Source organism: Pseudoalteromonas sp. QJM3NY_22, from assembly GCF_056173065.1.
Genome location: NZ_JBWBTZ010000002.1, coordinates 220,845 through 235,948 on the forward strand (window position 1 = coordinate 220,845; position 15,104 = coordinate 235,948).

The 15,104-nt window shown below is 38.3% G+C and carries 20 protein-coding genes and 1 pseudogene; 5 read left to right on the forward strand and 16 right to left on the reverse strand.

What is annotated here, in order from left to right; all coding sequences use genetic code 11:
* Positions 1-4: 4 nt before the first annotated feature.
* From AC0VZ4_RS21290 to dapA, 12 genes are all read right to left on the reverse strand, one after another.
* Entirely contained in the window at positions 5-433 is a 429-nt protein-coding gene (locus AC0VZ4_RS21290) for an acyl-CoA thioesterase (protein WP_475442060.1), read from the reverse strand.
* The gene (locus tag AC0VZ4_RS21295; RefSeq protein WP_475442061.1) at positions 426-1,970 is read right to left on the reverse strand and encodes an HAL/PAL/TAL family ammonia-lyase; all 1,545 of its coding nucleotides are present in this window, start codon (positions 1,968-1,970) and stop codon (positions 426-428) included. Before AC0VZ4_RS21295 ends, AC0VZ4_RS21290 begins: the two co-directional genes overlap by 8 nt.
* Complete coding sequence (locus AC0VZ4_RS21300; RefSeq protein WP_475442062.1) at positions 1,963-2,931, reverse strand: LpxL/LpxP family acyltransferase; 969 nt, start codon at positions 2,929-2,931, stop codon at positions 1,963-1,965. Before AC0VZ4_RS21300 ends, AC0VZ4_RS21295 begins: the two co-directional genes overlap by 8 nt.
* Positions 2,921-3,670: a glycosyltransferase family 2 protein gene (locus tag AC0VZ4_RS21305; RefSeq protein WP_475442063.1), complete on the reverse strand. Its 750-nt coding sequence runs from the start codon at positions 3,668-3,670 to the stop codon at positions 2,921-2,923. The genes AC0VZ4_RS21300 and AC0VZ4_RS21305 overlap by 11 nt, the downstream gene beginning before the upstream one ends.
* The gene (locus AC0VZ4_RS21310; protein ID WP_475442064.1) at positions 3,663-4,028 is read right to left on the reverse strand and encodes an ApeI family dehydratase; all 366 of its coding nucleotides are present in this window, start codon (positions 4,026-4,028) and stop codon (positions 3,663-3,665) included. The genes AC0VZ4_RS21305 and AC0VZ4_RS21310 overlap by 8 nt, the downstream gene beginning before the upstream one ends.
* Positions 4,012-5,376: an AMP-binding protein gene (locus tag AC0VZ4_RS21315; RefSeq protein WP_475442065.1), complete on the reverse strand. Its 1,365-nt coding sequence runs from the start codon at positions 5,374-5,376 to the stop codon at positions 4,012-4,014. Before AC0VZ4_RS21315 ends, AC0VZ4_RS21310 begins: the two co-directional genes overlap by 17 nt.
* On the reverse strand, positions 5,369-5,935 hold the full coding sequence (locus tag AC0VZ4_RS21320; protein WP_008137200.1) for a COG4648 family protein: 567 nt from the start codon (positions 5,933-5,935) through the stop codon (positions 5,369-5,371). The genes AC0VZ4_RS21315 and AC0VZ4_RS21320 overlap by 8 nt, the downstream gene beginning before the upstream one ends.
* Before the next feature lie 4 nt (positions 5,936-5,939).
* On the reverse strand, positions 5,940-6,185 hold the full coding sequence (locus tag AC0VZ4_RS21325) for an acyl carrier protein (protein WP_002958648.1): 246 nt from the start codon (positions 6,183-6,185) through the stop codon (positions 5,940-5,942).
* Between the two features lie 21 nt (positions 6,186-6,206).
* Positions 6,207-6,464 (reverse strand): phosphopantetheine-binding protein, encoded by a 258-nt coding sequence (locus tag AC0VZ4_RS21330; RefSeq protein ID WP_008137204.1) that lies wholly within the window; start codon positions 6,462-6,464, stop codon positions 6,207-6,209.
* A complete protein-coding gene (locus AC0VZ4_RS21335) occupies positions 6,461-7,201 on the reverse strand; it encodes a lysophospholipid acyltransferase family protein (protein WP_033040640.1) in 741 nt (246 codons plus the stop codon). Before AC0VZ4_RS21335 ends, AC0VZ4_RS21330 begins: the two co-directional genes overlap by 4 nt.
* A gap of 34 nt (positions 7,202-7,235) precedes the next feature.
* Entirely contained in the window at positions 7,236-7,949 is a 714-nt protein-coding gene (locus AC0VZ4_RS21340) for a beta-ketoacyl synthase chain length factor (protein WP_475442066.1), read from the reverse strand.
* 116 nt (positions 7,950-8,065) lie between these two features.
* On the reverse strand, positions 8,066-8,983 hold the full coding sequence (dapA, locus tag AC0VZ4_RS21345) for a 4-hydroxy-tetrahydrodipicolinate synthase (RefSeq protein WP_008137210.1): 918 nt from the start codon (positions 8,981-8,983) through the stop codon (positions 8,066-8,068).
* Between the two features lie 171 nt (positions 8,984-9,154).
* Between dapA and AC0VZ4_RS21350 the strand changes: the two genes are divergently transcribed.
* Positions 9,155-9,808, forward strand: coding sequence for a DUF6058 family natural product biosynthesis protein (locus AC0VZ4_RS21350; protein WP_475442067.1), 654 nt, complete (start codon positions 9,155-9,157; stop codon positions 9,806-9,808).
* Between the two features lie 40 nt (positions 9,809-9,848).
* On the opposite strand, the gene AC0VZ4_RS21355 is transcribed toward AC0VZ4_RS21350, so the two are convergent.
* Positions 9,849-10,817, reverse strand: coding sequence for an IS30 family transposase (locus tag AC0VZ4_RS21355; RefSeq protein ID WP_475439697.1), 969 nt, complete (start codon positions 10,815-10,817; stop codon positions 9,849-9,851).
* 213 nt (positions 10,818-11,030) lie between these two features.
* Here AC0VZ4_RS21355 and AC0VZ4_RS21360 point away from each other — a divergent pair, with 213 nt between their 5' ends.
* Positions 11,031-11,885, forward strand: a complete 855-nt coding sequence (locus AC0VZ4_RS21360; protein WP_475442217.1) for a delta-class carbonic anhydrase — start codon at positions 11,031-11,033, stop codon at positions 11,883-11,885.
* A 136-nt stretch (positions 11,886-12,021) separates the two neighbouring features.
* Positions 12,022-12,612: an alpha-ketoglutarate-dependent dioxygenase AlkB gene (locus AC0VZ4_RS21365; RefSeq protein WP_475442068.1), complete on the forward strand. Its 591-nt coding sequence runs from the start codon at positions 12,022-12,024 to the stop codon at positions 12,610-12,612.
* Positions 12,613-12,719: 107 nt separating this feature from the next.
* Here the strand turns inward: AC0VZ4_RS21365 and AC0VZ4_RS21370 are convergent, their stop codons facing one another.
* From AC0VZ4_RS21370 to AC0VZ4_RS21380, 3 genes are all read right to left on the reverse strand, one after another.
* Positions 12,720-13,124, reverse strand: a complete 405-nt coding sequence (locus AC0VZ4_RS21370; RefSeq protein WP_475442069.1) for a hypothetical protein — start codon at positions 13,122-13,124, stop codon at positions 12,720-12,722.
* Positions 13,125-13,232: 108 nt separating this feature from the next.
* On the reverse strand, positions 13,233-13,391 hold the full coding sequence (locus AC0VZ4_RS21375) for a hypothetical protein (protein ID WP_007378675.1): 159 nt from the start codon (positions 13,389-13,391) through the stop codon (positions 13,233-13,235).
* 26 nt (positions 13,392-13,417) lie between these two features.
* The gene (locus AC0VZ4_RS21380) at positions 13,418-13,573 is read right to left on the reverse strand and encodes a hypothetical protein (protein ID WP_337120935.1); all 156 of its coding nucleotides are present in this window, start codon (positions 13,571-13,573) and stop codon (positions 13,418-13,420) included.
* A gap of 360 nt (positions 13,574-13,933) precedes the next feature.
* Here AC0VZ4_RS21380 and AC0VZ4_RS21385 point away from each other — a divergent pair, with 360 nt between their 5' ends.
* Together AC0VZ4_RS21385 and AC0VZ4_RS21390 are read left to right on the forward strand one after the other, a co-directional pair.
* The gene (locus AC0VZ4_RS21385) at positions 13,934-14,902 is read left to right on the forward strand and encodes an IS30 family transposase (protein ID WP_475441477.1); all 969 of its coding nucleotides are present in this window, start codon (positions 13,934-13,936) and stop codon (positions 14,900-14,902) included.
* 23 nt (positions 14,903-14,925) lie between these two features.
* Positions 14,926-15,084 (forward strand): annotated as a pseudogene (locus tag AC0VZ4_RS21390) (LysR family transcriptional regulator); the annotation flags it as partial.
* Between the last annotated feature and the right edge of the window lie 20 nt (positions 15,085-15,104).

Below are 15,104 nucleotides of genomic sequence, written 5' to 3' on the forward strand. Positions count from 1 at the left end.
AAATTTAATTCAAAACTGCTTTTAACTTATTAAATAAAATAGCGGGTGATTCAAATTGCATTTCTTTGGAGCTAACCTCAACCGCAACTTGCGTGGTTGAGGCTTTAGTAAGGCGCTTATTAGTTAGCGAGTCAGTGATTACGTAGTCAATCCGTAGTCGATTCTCGAATTCTTTTAAATAAGCCGCCACTTTAATTTTTTGAGTAAATACCGCTGAGGCAATATACTTTATTTGCATATCAACAATAGGCCACGCGTAGCCCGACTCATGCATTTGTGGGTAATCGTAATCAAATAAACGCAGTAACTCACAGCGCGCTACTTCTAAATAACGTGGGTAATTACCATGCCATACAACATTCATTGGGTCGCAGTCATGAAATGGAATTTCAATTTCTACCACATGCGTTAATAATGCACCTTTACTATTCATACAACGCCCAACGTTTAGTTTGAATATACCCTATTGTTTGCCTTAGCACGGCTTCCATTGGTCTATCCTCTGTGAGGTTTTCAAAGTAATCAGTTATATCGGTATACATGTTTTGCATATCTTGCGTTAAAGTCGAAAACTCAAGATCGCCTTGCTTAATACGTAATCTAACACCTTGAATACTGGCTAATAACGTACTTGCTAACACTTGTTCTGTTAGCTGTAAAATACGTAAACAATCGCGTGACGCAATAGTCCCCATACTCACTTTATCTTGATTATGGCACTCTGTAGAGCGAGAAAAAACGCTGGCCGGCATGGTTAATTTCAATGCTTCAGCAGTGTAAGCACTACAGCCAATTTGAACCGCTTTAAAACCATGATTAATATAACGGCGCTCTGGTGCACTATCAGACAAGTTTGAAGGTAGGCCGTTGTTATACTTAGTATCAACCAAAGAAGCAATTTGTCTGTCTGCTAAATCAGCAAGGTTTGCAACGGCTGTTTTCATGCTATCCATTGCCATTGCAATGTGGCCACCGTAAAAATGCCCGCCGTGCAATACATGCTCACCTTGGCCGTCAATTATTGGGTTATCGTTTGCTGAGTTAAGCTCGTTTTCTATCATGTGCCTAAAAAACGGCAGACTGTCTTGCAGCACACCAATAACATGGGGTGCACAACGGATTGAATACCTATCTTGAAGTCTGTCTGCATTACGAGGGTGATCGTGATGGTTTAAATCTTCTCTTATCCAACGTGCTATTTGTTGCTGCCCAGGATGTGGCTTAACTGAAAATAATATCTCATCAAAATGATGGCTATTTCCTTTAAGCGCTAAGCTTGATAATGCAGTAATACGGCTCGCCAGTTTAGCTAAGTAATTAGCCCTATCAAACGCTAAACACGCTAATGCAGTCATTACCGCCGTGCCATTCATAACGGCAAGACCTTCTTTTGGCCTTAGTGTTAGTGGCTCTAAGCCAACTTCTTTCATAACTTCAGCACTGTTACGTACTTGGTCTTTGTAAAACACATCACGCTCGCCTACCATCGCTCCTGCAACGTAAGATAACGGTGTTAAATCGCCACTGGCACCTACTGACCCTTCTTGTGGGATCACAGGCACTATATCGTTATTTAAATAATCTTTAAGTAGGTGCAGCATTTCCCAGCTAATACCAGAATAGCCTTGTGAAAGTGATGTTAAACGCGTCGCTAAAATTGCACGCCCTTGCACTTTATTAAATACATCCCCCAGTCCACAGCCGTGAAAGCGAGTTAAATGCAGAGGTAGTTCATCAACTAAATCAAGGGGTACTGCAACTGTTACAGAATCACCGTAACCAGTTGTAACGCCGTAAATTACGCCATCTTCTTTTAAAAGTGTGTCTAAAAAACACAAAGCGCTATTAATTTTAACGCTAAAAGTTTCACAGCTATTTAATTGCACTTGTGTTTCATTAAAGGCAACTCGAACAATATCTTCAATTGATAATCGCTGATTGCCAAAAAGCTGTATATTTTGTTCAGTCACACTTGCTCTCCATTGATTGATCGCGCACTACCTGCTGATCACTTTTCCAAAAATCGTAAAAATTAAACCACTGATAAGGATATAAAGCTGCGTAATAACTCAAACGCTCTGCATAGTCAGTAATAATAAGTGTTAGCGCCTGCTGTCGCTCTCGTCGAGGCATTTTTAATGATTGGCTGTAATGCTCAAATATCACTTGATACTTTTTGCTTTTTTTATCTTTTAAACAAAACAAAAAGTAAACAGGGCAATCAAGCAGCGCGGCTAATATAAAAGGCCCCTGTGAAAATGGGGCGTTTTTTCCTAAAAATGGTACCTGTACCGACCGAGAAGCCGTTGTTGTGCTTGTTCTGTCACCAACAATAACGATTATTTCCCCCAGCTCTACTTTTTCTTTTAGTAAAATAGCTAAGTCAGGTCCCATAGCAGTCACTTGTATTAAATTAACCGACACATCTGGGTTAATCTTTTTAAGCATTTTATTAAATTCAACAGCATGATGGGTAAACACCAATACATTTATTTTTTTACTGCTGCGGTGTTGGCTAAGTGCCCTGCATACTTCTAAATTACCCAAGTGAGAACCTATAAAAATAGCCCCTTGGTTTTGCTCATCTAACTCAGCAAATAAATGCTCATTCGTGTACTTAATATCACGTTGGGTTATTCGCCCAAGCCAAGCATCAATTTTATCTAATGCGCTATCTGCAAAACTGCAAAAGTGTGTTAATTGCATTTTAAACGTAACAGGTTGTTTGCAGCCTTGGTAAACATTAACCTGCGCTAAAAACGCTTTAGATGCTGTACGTGCTACTTTGCCTGTTAAAAAAAGATAAAAAACCACAGGAAACAAAACAATCCACAGACCTTTTCTACCCAGTAATTTATGAGCAAATAACAGTATTTGAATACCTAAGAAATTACCGCGCTCTTGCATTTTAGACCAATGTTTAGCGGCCATAACGCCTCTTTAATTTATGCCAAATTAACACAGGAGAGCGAATCAACATGCCAAAAAACAAGCGAGTGTGTAACCACGAAATACGCACGTTGTCGTGTAATGGCTGAAAATGAGAAAGCCCATTTTCAGGGTAAATTACTTGGCTAGGTAAAAATACAAAAGGCACATTGCGCCAATATAAACGCACTAAAATTTCGGGGTCAAAATCCATGCGTTTTCCAAGCGATACCTCATCAATTAGCTTTGTACTTTGCTCAAGTGGATACACTCTAAAGCCACACATCGAATCTACAATTGTAAAACTTAACGTTTCAATCCATACCCACACATGCGTTAAATAACGTGCTAAATAACGGTGTTTAGGCACTGAGTCATCATATATTGGGCAACAGCTTATAAGCGCTTTAGGCTGAGCTTTTGAAAGTGCTATTAGTTTTTTAATGTCAGCTAAATCATGCTGTCCATCTGCATCAACCTGTATCGCATGTGAAAAACCTAGCTTATGTGCCTGCTTTAAGCCTGTTTGTACCGCGCCGCCTTTACCTTGATTATCGTCGTGGGTAACTACTCTCAACTGCGCGTATTTTGCATCAAGGTTACTGAATACATTTTTAGCTTCTGCGTTGCTTGCGTCATCAACCATAATAATTGGAAGATTAAATGACGATAATTGGCTCAGTACATCATCAATAACCGCAATATGATTATAATTTGGGATAACAATACAAAAGTTATTCATTTATTAGGCTATCAAAAACAACACGGCCAGATGCATGCTGTCCTTTATTTGAATTATACGAAAAAGTGTATTTATTCTCTGCTTTTTGATCAAGCAATAATTCGATTGTTATACCTGGGGTAATCACTACCTGAAACTTTAATACTTCAACATTTTTAACAGATTGCTGAACCTTATAATATTTACAAATTGCAGCCACAGCCCAGTCTAATTGCACAACACCTGCGAGTATTGGGCCATCCGTAAAGTGTCCTTTGAAATAATCTAAATCATGAGGAACTAGTAAGCTTAATTTATACTTTTGCTCTGCTTTTTCACAAGACAGTAAATCAGGCTGTGTTTTAGTCAACTTTTGCAAAAAGACTCTCCAATGCTTTTAAATTTAACTTTGCCTGTGAGTTGTATGGTAATTGCTCTACAAAACGCCACTTTTTAGGGATACAAATTCGCTCAAAGCGCGCTAATGCATGCGCTTTTAATAAATTATTTGTAGCTAGCTTACCGTCACCATTAAAGAGCATCTGCCCTTTATGCGTAAGCACAACAATAGCCCCTACAATTAATCGCTCACCAGGCAAGGCGATTACTTTAGCTTCACTTACCCACTCACTAGTACACAAATGTAGTTCTAGCTCATCTAAACTTAATCGTTTTTCTTCTAATTTTATAATTCGGTCGAATCGACCTAATAATCTAAATTGACCATTTTTAAGTACTTCGCCTCGATCATCTAAAGGGTAATTTTTGTCGCGAACAAGTGGAGAGGTTAAAATTAAACGCTGATCATCCAAAGCCCGTACTTTAATACCCGAGAAAGGCTGCCAAAGGCTAACTTTGTCATGTGAAGTAACTTGTCGATATGCAATACCACCTGTTTCGGTACTCCCAAAAACTTGTGTGACTGGTTTATTTAATTGCGTAAACAACGAAATGGCATCTTCATTTAGTAGCGGTCCACCTGATGAAAATATCCATTGTAAATGAGACTTATCATTCACTAATACATTATCGATACATAACCGTTTTAACTGCGCTGGGCTTGAAACAAACACTACTTTTTTAAATAACCTAAGCTTTTTAGCTACATGCTCGGGGTAATGCAGTAGTTCTGTATTAACAACTTTCCCTGCACGCAATGGCCACAGTAACCTAAACAGTAAACCGTATATATGCTGATGCGAAACACTTGCTATAAAAATAGGATTATCAATCAGTGCGTAGCTGTTAATTAATGTATTTACTTCTTTATTTATTACCTGCCACGTTTTTACAATTGGCTTTGCTTTACCCGACGAGCCCGACGTATAAAAAACGATTGTACCTTCTTCAGGCCAATTAATTGTTTCAATGAATACAAAGTGAGGTTGATTGGCTAAAGTGCTTACATCTAAAAAATCAGCCGCTAAATCAGCTATTAATTCAGACTCACCAATAAAAAACGGCGTCTGTTTAAGCAAGGAGTTTAACGTTTCAGGTTGCCCATTAGGCGGCAAAATCACTGTATTTCCGTGTAATGCCAAAGCAAATAAGTACACGGAAAATTTGTAGGCGTCTGTGGTGTATAAAACAACCGATGATGTAGCGTTTAACGTTGATAGTTTTGCTAAAACCTCATTTATATCACTAACAAACTCACGCTCAGAAATATCATTATCAGTATGATTAAAACATGTTCTTATTGCATTACTTCGAAAAGCATCAAACACCGGCGTTCCTTTTTACTTTTTGTCTGACTAACCATTCTATAGCAAACAATGTGCCCATAGCTAAGTAAGCAATAAAACCATTATAAAAAGCCCAGGTTTCTAGGCTACTAAAAATACTGGTGTACAGGGCAATACCACCGTTTAATACAAAAAACAGACACCACACTAGCGTTACTTTTTTTGTATAAATCAGAGCGTTTTCATCAAGTGAGGGCTCAGTAATGCGCGCAAAGGTTTCAATAATAGAAGGCCCTTTATACAAAGAATACGCAAACACAACTAACATAACTAAATTAATGATTACGGGATACAAACGCAGCCCTAAGTCGCTATCCATTACCTTGGAAATCAAAATAGTAATGGCTGCTAAAAATGTAGCGGGCTTTAACCACGGCATTTTATCAAATAAGGCTCTGCTTAACCAAAGTCTAAGCCCGAGTAAAAATAGCAGTAATACTGTAATAATCTGACTATTAAAACGCGTAAGACCTACGTACACAATAATAGGGTAGCAAGCCAAGCAAATCATAATTAACGTTGTTAAAACTGCTTTTAACATAGTATTAGTTAACTAACTTTTCTATTTCGGTGACTATATCTTGCACTGTGCGCACAAGCTTAAAGGCATCAGGCTCAATTTTTTTACCTGTGATTTCTCTTAATTTCACAACTAAGTCAACTGCATCAATACTGTCTAAATCAAGATCTTGGTATAGGTTAGCCTCTAAGCTAATATCTTCTGGGTCTATTTCAAATTCGTTTTCTAAAATGCCGTGTAATACATCATAAATTTCAGCAGCGGTTTTCATTTTTCTTCCTACTTTTATATATTAAGAACGTGCTTGTTCAATAAATTTTGCTAAAGAATTAACTGAGGCAAAGTGCGCTTTAGTTTGCTCAGAATTTGCATCTATTTTCACATCAAATTGCTTTTTTATCGCAAGGCCAAGCTCTAACGCATCTATGCTGTCTAGCCCTAGCCCATCTACAAATAAAGCGTCATCGTCTTTAATGTCAGCAGTGGTCATGTCTTCAAGGTCAAGGCTTGAGATAATCAGTTGTTTTATTTGTTCTTTTAATTCGCTCATATATTTTTTAGCTCTTGTGTAAAATAATGTTGTAAATCTTTAGTCAATTGGCGTGATTGCATTGCAGGCATATCGCTGTCGTACGTTGCACAATTAAACTGCTGGCTCGTAAGCCTCATTGTAAAATGCGCCTGATATGGCGCGACTTTATACCAAGGAGTGCCTTTGGTTAAAGTGTTTGGTTTCATTTTAATTAAAAAAGTAGTGATAGGCGCATTACATCTAATTGCAATATTTGCAGCGCCACGTTTAAACTTTAATTTTTTGTGAGGCTCTGTCCGTGTCCCTTCAGGAAATACAATTAAGTTATTACCCGTTTGTAAACTTTGCTCGCACTCTCGTAATAACTCTTGCGGATCATCATTACTTATATAGCCTGTGCTTTTAATAACGCCGCGCACAAAAGGGTTTTTAAATAAATGCGCCTTTACTACGCAATCTGCGTTTTTTATCACCGAAATTAAAACAACAACATCAATTAAAGAAGGATGGTTTGCTAATATCAATTGTCCTTTTAAGCTTTCAATTTGTGCTTTATCGTTAACATGAAACCGAATAGCACCCAGTAAATGCATTAAGCTAACAAACAATTTGAAGCAGTAATGCACAGTTTTTCGAGCTTTAAGCTTTTGTTTAACTGGGTTATTTTCAAATAAACGCTGAGCGGGAAAAATAATAAAGGCTAATACTAAACCACCAATTCCAAAAACTGAAAAGCAAAATGCAGTAGTAATCATTCGCCAAAACAATCCACATAGCCTTTGTGCATTTTTAAGCATGGTACGTAAGCTGCCAATCGTGCTCAAGCGCGTTATGAACAAGTAATATATTGCTGCACTCATACAAAGCTTTAGCGCATTGGATACTCATTGGTAAGTCGCTTTTTTCCATGCCCGTATTAAATACTTTATTTAAACTAAAATGAGGTTCGCCTTCTTGCGGGGCTCTGATTATTAAACCAATAGAGTGTGCTATTTGCTGTTCATCAGCGAACTGCACGTAAATGTCAGGGAGGGTTTCATCGGTATGGACTATTAATATATGTTGCTGTTCACTATCAATAAGGCGTACAACGCCATCTACTAATGCATAAACAAAGCTTTCAGCGCCTGCCGAAATTGCATTTGTAGCACTTGTATTACCCTGTATTATCCCAAAAAGTCCTGAAGCCGCATTATGCACACTTAACCCAAAACCAGTTGGCGACAAAGGCTGATCATTTACTACATCAACAAGTAAGTTAGACGTTTTGTGAAAATCGCCGTGGCGAGAAGAGAAAACACTCGGTAAATTAATATAGCTACCTTGAGCACTTACTTGATGGGCACTAAAGAGCGCCATTTTAATAAAAGGAGTCATGCGGCGTCGCTGCATAGCAGGCACCCAACTAAGATTTAATACGGAGGAATCAAACCAATTACTCTCTTTTATTTGTCGCTGTTCAGGCTTTATCCATATAGCGAGTTCTTCAACAACAAATTTCACAGATATACATATTTTATTAATTATAAGGACGAGAATTTTACCGATATTAGCAATAAAAGTAAATAATCATTAAATAAAAGCCAGTAACTAAAATCATTCAGTACTGGCTCATATTACTAAGAAAGTAGAGCAATATTTTTTATATCTATATAGTCAGCCTTACCGCCTACTACATCACTTTCGTTAAGTTGATTTATTAATGGCAAACCGATTTTTTGTTGCTCATCGCTAAGCGGTAAATACGGTAATCTAAATACTGGATTTACTGCACCTGTCATCATCAACGCGGTATTAATAGCAATCGGGTTTGGTTCACAGAACAACCAGTTCATTAATGGTTGTAACGAAGTATTTAGCTCGTTATTTTTAGTATCCATTAATTGGCGAAATAACCCAGGTATTAAGTTAGAAGTAACCGAAATAACACCGTGCGCTTTATGTGTGTGGCGCGCATCGTGGCTTTCGTCATCGTTACCCGACCAACATGCAATACCTTGTTGCTCATAATGGGCAATGCGTTCATTGCCGCCACACTCTTTAACACCAATAAAATATTCGTGCTTTGCAAGTGGCTCAATAATATCAGGTGTTAGGTCTTGACCTGTGCGCCCTGCTACGTTGTAAATAAAGGCTGGGCCAATATCTAACACACGCTTAAAGTGCTCTTTAACACCCGCGATTGACGTACGTCCGTAGTACGGGTTAATTTGCAGTGCTGCATCCATACCGCTGGCAAAGCCATATTTAGTTGCTTTAATCGCTTCACGGGTGTTGTTACTACCGGTATTACCAACAATAACCAGTTTGTCGCCATACTTGTTTGCACTGTGCGCTATAAGCATTAAATGCTCTTCCCAGTTCATTAACTGGCCTTCGCCTGTTGTGCCACCTACTACAATGCCATCAACGCCCGCTGCAATTTGTATTGCAACGAGTTCATCATACTTTGCTAGGTCTATTTCACCGTTTGCTAAGTATGGCGTTTTAATCGCTGTAATAAGGCTTGCTTGTTTAATTTGTTCTAGGGTGCGCATAAAAATTCATTATTTATAAAACTTGCGCTATTTGTAACATATTTGCCAGTACTTTTGGAGGTGTAAGCGCATATTTAATTATAAAACACCTTGTGTTATTGAGTTTGTTAATTAAAAATGAAATACTGTATATATAAACAGTATTTATATTTTAACGATACCAGAGGCTTTATGCGTTTATCTGACTACTTAGCAACTCATTTTTATAACACCGATGAACTATGCCAAGCATTAAATATAGATTCAGACATGCTTTTAACTTGGCAAGAGCAAAGTGTTTTCCCCAAACCAAGTTATTGTATTAAAAGTCAACTTAGTTGTAGTTCATATTCAGGTTTGTATGAATGCGAAGAGTATGACGATTACTACCCACGCGGCTGTGTAAATTGGGGGCAAGGCTTACTAAAACAAAAAATAGAGTCATCGAGTCATGCTTTTAATTACTTTGCACAACAATACACCGCCAGCTTAACAAAACTAGCTCAGCAAGGGTTCAAGTTTAGCGAAGAATTATTTGGCTGCGAAATAGACGAGCATTTACAACAAGTGTGGCAACAGTTTTTGTGCAGCAAGTACGGCGTACTTACCCAAAACGGACTAATTGACGAAATAGTATCGGTTGATATTGGTAGGCTCGTTGTTGACGATATTACTGAGCTGCGTAGTAAAGCGAGTTTAGACAAAGACGAGCGTTCTTACTTACATCCCGCTATGAAGCTTTTAAACCGTGCACTGAGTCATGGTGCCGATCATGAAAAGCAAAGCACATTACGCACTCGCTACATTGATGCACTTGTTTTAAAGTATGATTTGTCTATTAAATAACATTATATTAAGTCTTGAATTCAAGTATTAAGTGCAATCATTATGCAGCCACCAGAACTTCTGATTGCCCCGTAAATAACTCATGAGGGGTTTTATACCCTCTTGTTTTTCTTGGCCGATGGTTGAGCTTATCAACTGCCGCCTGTATTTCTGCTTCACTTAGCGACATAAAGTCAGTTCCCTTGGGGAAGAAGCGTCTAAGTAAGCCGTTGGTATTCTCATTTATGCCCCGCTCCCATGATGAATATGGGTGAGCGAAATACACATCCGCTTCTAATTTTTGTGCAACATGCTCATGGTGAGCAAACTCTTTTCCATTATCTAAAGTCACGGTAATAACCTTACCTTTATAGGGTGTCATACACTTGATCAGCGCATCGGCTGTTATTTTCGCATGCTTGCTTTCAATTCTGTGAACGACTGTATATAACGTTTTACGTTCAACCATTGTAACAAGGGCATTTTTACGCCCTTTGCCTATCACTGTATCGCCCTCCCAATCACCAATCCTAGACTTTGAATCCACAATACTTGGGCGTTCATCAATACTGACTCGATTAACTATCTGTCCACGTTTATCGTAGCTTCCATAGCGTTTTTTATACTTTTTACATGCACGAGTGAGTGTCTTATGTAGTTCACCACCACGAGCCTTGTCTCTGTAAATATATTGATAAATCGTTTCATGATGCAAAACGACCTTTTTCTCTAAAGCTAAGCGGCCTGCCACCTGCTCTGGCGAAAGTCCGTCAACCAACAATTTATTAATCCAGTCAGTAACATCATCTGTTAACTTACTTGCTTTGAAAGATGACTTGCGTCTTTGCTCTGCAAAATTATTGGCTTGGTTAGGTCGATAGCCTTTAAGCCCTTTATTGCGTTTTAACTCTCTAGAGATAGATGACGGTGAACGAGTGAGTTCATCAGCTATCTGTTTTTGGTTATTTCCTGCTTTTATTAACGCGTAAATCTGGTATCTTTCTGCTTGTGTCAGCTGTTTATATTTCATTAAAGCAATTTCCTTTGGCGAGAGAATGGCCGAATTATAACAGCTGGCCATCTAATCTGAGAAATTGCACTTATTATCCGAATTTAGGAGTTGATTATTTACTATTTTAGGATTATTTTTAGATTAAATGAGATCTATTAACGTAACTATCACGTATCAAACGAGCGAAAATTCGCAATAAAGCACCTTAATAAAGGCACTGACTCAATGACAATGAAAACAAAAATAAGCTTAATTTCTGCTGCACTCACAATTCTTTCTTTTAATACGCTTGCTAAAGCTAACCACGAGAACGTAAGCGATGACGTAGTAAAAACACAGCGCGCCGCACTTGCTAAAAACACAATTAATAAAGGTTTTGGCCCTCAATCTCCGCGTAATATTGATAATCATAAAGGCGAGAATACAGTAATATTTTCTGATGCGCCTGCTTCATCACAAATGAACTTATGCAATATCCATTTTCATAAAAATGCAGAACACGCCGGCGGCGAGTTTAGTAAATATGCAGGCAATGGCGATGGTCATGGCTATCAAAGTGGCTATGTGTATTCAGGCTCTTTAACTAAAAATGAGAGCAAACCTACAAAAATAAAGATTTGTCCGAGCGAACACGGCGCACTCTCAGTCGGCGACACTATTGAAGTACACAATGTACATAGCAGTGCAATGGTTAAACCTGGCCCTACACTGGGTAGTTGTTTGAGTGATTCGATTAAAAATCCGCAACTACGTGTTGAAGCGCAAGTATACGTATTAGTAAACGATGCTAACGCACTTGATTTTACTGAAATAAGTACTGTGTCATCTGTTAATGGTTACTATCAAGCGATTGCTACACCTACAAATACGGGTGAACCTGTTGTTTATAGCGGCTCAACTACTGGCCCTAGTTACAACGAAGCTGGCTCTCCTTTTCAAGTAACATGGTCAGTTAAACCAAAAGTGGCTAAAGTAGATATAAACAGCATTAGCAAATGGTGTGAAAGTAACACCTTTAACGAAGATCATGCTCATGGCGTGCGTAATCTAGTTACAAACCCAGCATTACTCTCTATCATTCAATAACTTAAATTAAGTGATAGACAAACAGCCCGCCAGTTGGTGGGCTGTATTATTAATTTTAGAGCAAATATTGCGTTTAATGAGCTAAAAGCGACTAGGCCCAGATTAGAATAAGTATTACCATGAAAGGAATTAATAAATGAAGCTGCCACTAAGTTGCGATGCGTCTTACCATTCACAGTTTATGCCTCGCTCACAAAGTACTGCCATATATGAATGGTTAGCATCACATTGTAATCTGAATGAGCCTGAATTTATGCAAATGCCTGATGGCAATAAAATACGTATTTTCCCTTGGCGAATGATTTTTTTAGACCCGAAATTAGAACAATCCCAGCTTTTTCCTTCATATCATGGTCGTCACAGTGCTTGGTTCCCTCTTTTAGGCCAATTACAACAGCAAATAACTGATCTTACGGGTGTCGAATTTAGTGTGGCGGTGTGCCTTTATTACCCAGACGGAGGAGAAAGCTTAAGCTTTCATAGTGATCTACCCGCGTTTGGCCCTACAGATATTATTGCGTCAATAAGTTTAGGTGCAGAGCGCGAATTTTTAATCCGCAGCCAAAGTAACACTCAAGAGCAGCATAGTCTCACGCTAGAAGATGGCTCACTCCTTATCATGGGCAAAGGATTTCAAGACAACTACCAACACGCTTTAGCGAGTGCGCCTAAAGCAACCTGTCCAAGATTTAACATCTCATTTAGGCAATTTGCTTGGCCTGTTTAGCCATAAGCACTTACTATTTAACCTGAACTCTGGATAATAAATCTATCTCGGGCCGCGATTAAATCCCTCTAGATTGAAAAATTTCAATCTACAAAGATCAACACGCCCTAAGTATCAATCGATTTGAGCGAGCGTAAAAATAGCCCTAAGCCGCCAAACGCTAAAATTATAATAACAATCAAATCAAACGACGTCATAGTTCGCATACTAGATCGAACACTCGATATAACACCAAATATTAGTGCTGTTAACGAGCCAAGCGATAGCACCCAGCCTAAAATATTTTTAGAATTATAAAAAATTAGGCCCACACCAAAAATAAACGGGATCATAACCATGCCGCCTGTAACGCCAAAGCCACCTAAAGCATTAACACTATAAATGCGAGAGCTTAGTCCAAAATTAGAAGTCACCGAAATTGCGTTTAGCAGCATATAAAAGCCACCGCACATCATAATTAAACCAATAAAAAAATGCCCAATACCACCAGAGCTTCCACCCGCACCTTTCATTATTAATTATTCCTTTTATATTTTTAACTTAATCGTTTTAAATGGTAATTGCTCAACTATTAACATTGACCGCGGTCTACAAATCAATCAGTGCACACGCGAAAACACTTATCGCGTAATTACATGCCAAATAACATAAAACCAAGATAAAAAACCATGCAAAATTGCCCATAACACAGACTCGTTAGCACTCCATGAAATAGCAATTGCTAGGGCTGTACCAAAAGAGACTCCATATTTTACTATTTCATTTCTTGAGTTTCTCATTAATTATATTCCTAATTTTTAACTTGTTAGCTGCTTGATTTGCTTACTAAAACTGAAAGCTCTTTACCATCAATATTGATACTTGCTTCTTTGCCTAGTTCAACAACTAAAGAGGGAGCCATGTGTTTTCCACCTAGCTTCAGGTCAGTTGCTAAACTAACAGAAGAATCATCAATTTGCATTAGTAAGAGCAAAACCATATGAATTATCAACTAAAACAGGTGGGCTAAGTAGATTTTCTATTACCATAAAATTTGGCGTTCACTACAAAACTATCTTAGATTTCGACACACTACGAATTCATAAAAAGAGTCCTATTAGGTTGCATTGATATATTGGGGAAGTTGAGTATTTTAGAGGCAGGTTAGAGTGAAAAAATAAAAAGGTGATGTAAGTTAACAGCACCTATTTGAGTATTTACTTTATTACATGTAATTTAGCTAAGTATTTTAATCCTAAATTCGGATAATAAGTGCAATTTCTCAGATTAGATGGCCAGCTGTTATAATTCGGCCATTCTCTCGCCAAAGGAAATTGCTTTAATGAAATATAAACAGCTGACACAAGCAGAAAGATACCAGATTTACGCGTTAATAAAAGCAGGAAATAACCAAAAACAGATAGCTGATGAACTCACTCGTTCACCGTCATCTATCTCTAGAGAGTTAAAACGCAATAAAGGGCTTAAAGGCTATCGACCTAACCAAGCCAATAATTTTGCAGAGCAAAGACGCAAGTCATCTTTCAAAGCAAGTAAGTTAACAGATGATGTTACTGACTGGATTAATAAATTGTTGGTTGACGGACTTTCGCCAGAGCAGGTGGCAGGCCGCTTAGCTTTAGAGAAAAAGGTCGTTTTGCATCATGAAACGATTTATCAATATATTTACAGAGACAAGGCTCGTGGTGGTGAACTACATAAGACACTCACTCGTGCATGTAAAAAGTATAAAAAACGCTATGGAAGCTACGATAAACGTGGACAGATAGTTAATCGAGTCAGTATTGATGAACGCCCAAGTATTGTGGATTCAAAGTCTAGGATTGGTGATTGGGAGGGCGATACAGTGATAGGCAAAGGGCGTAAAAATGCCCTTGTTACAATGGTTGAACGTAAAACGTTATATACAGTCGTTCACAGAATTGAAAGCAAGCATGCGAAAATAACAGCCGATGCGCTGATCAAGTGTATGACACCCTATAAAGGTAAGGTTATTACCGTGACTTTAGATAATGGAAAAGAGTTTGCTCACCATGAGCATATTGCACAAAAATTAGAAGCGGATGTGTATTTCGCTCACCCATATTCATCATGGGAGCGGGGCATAAATGAGAATACCAACGGCTTACTTAGACGCTTCTTCCCCAAGGGAACTGACTTTATGTCGCTAAGTGAAGCAGAAATACAGGCGGCAGTTGATAAGCTCAACCATCGGCCAAGAAAAACAAGAGGGTATAAAACCCCTCATGAGTTATTTACGGGGCAATCAGAAGTTCTGGTGGCTGCATAATGATTGCACTTAATACTTGAATTCAAGCTATAAATGATTTAACCAGCCATAAATTAATTGGTTTTACCGACTCACCTAAACTTAATAGCTGGCCGTTAATTCAACCTTTAAAACTAAGCTATTCGCTGAGCGCGAGTAGCGGAGAGACAGTACGACAATTATGTTTAGTAGGGCAAGGCATCAGGGCAAGATCACGAACTTT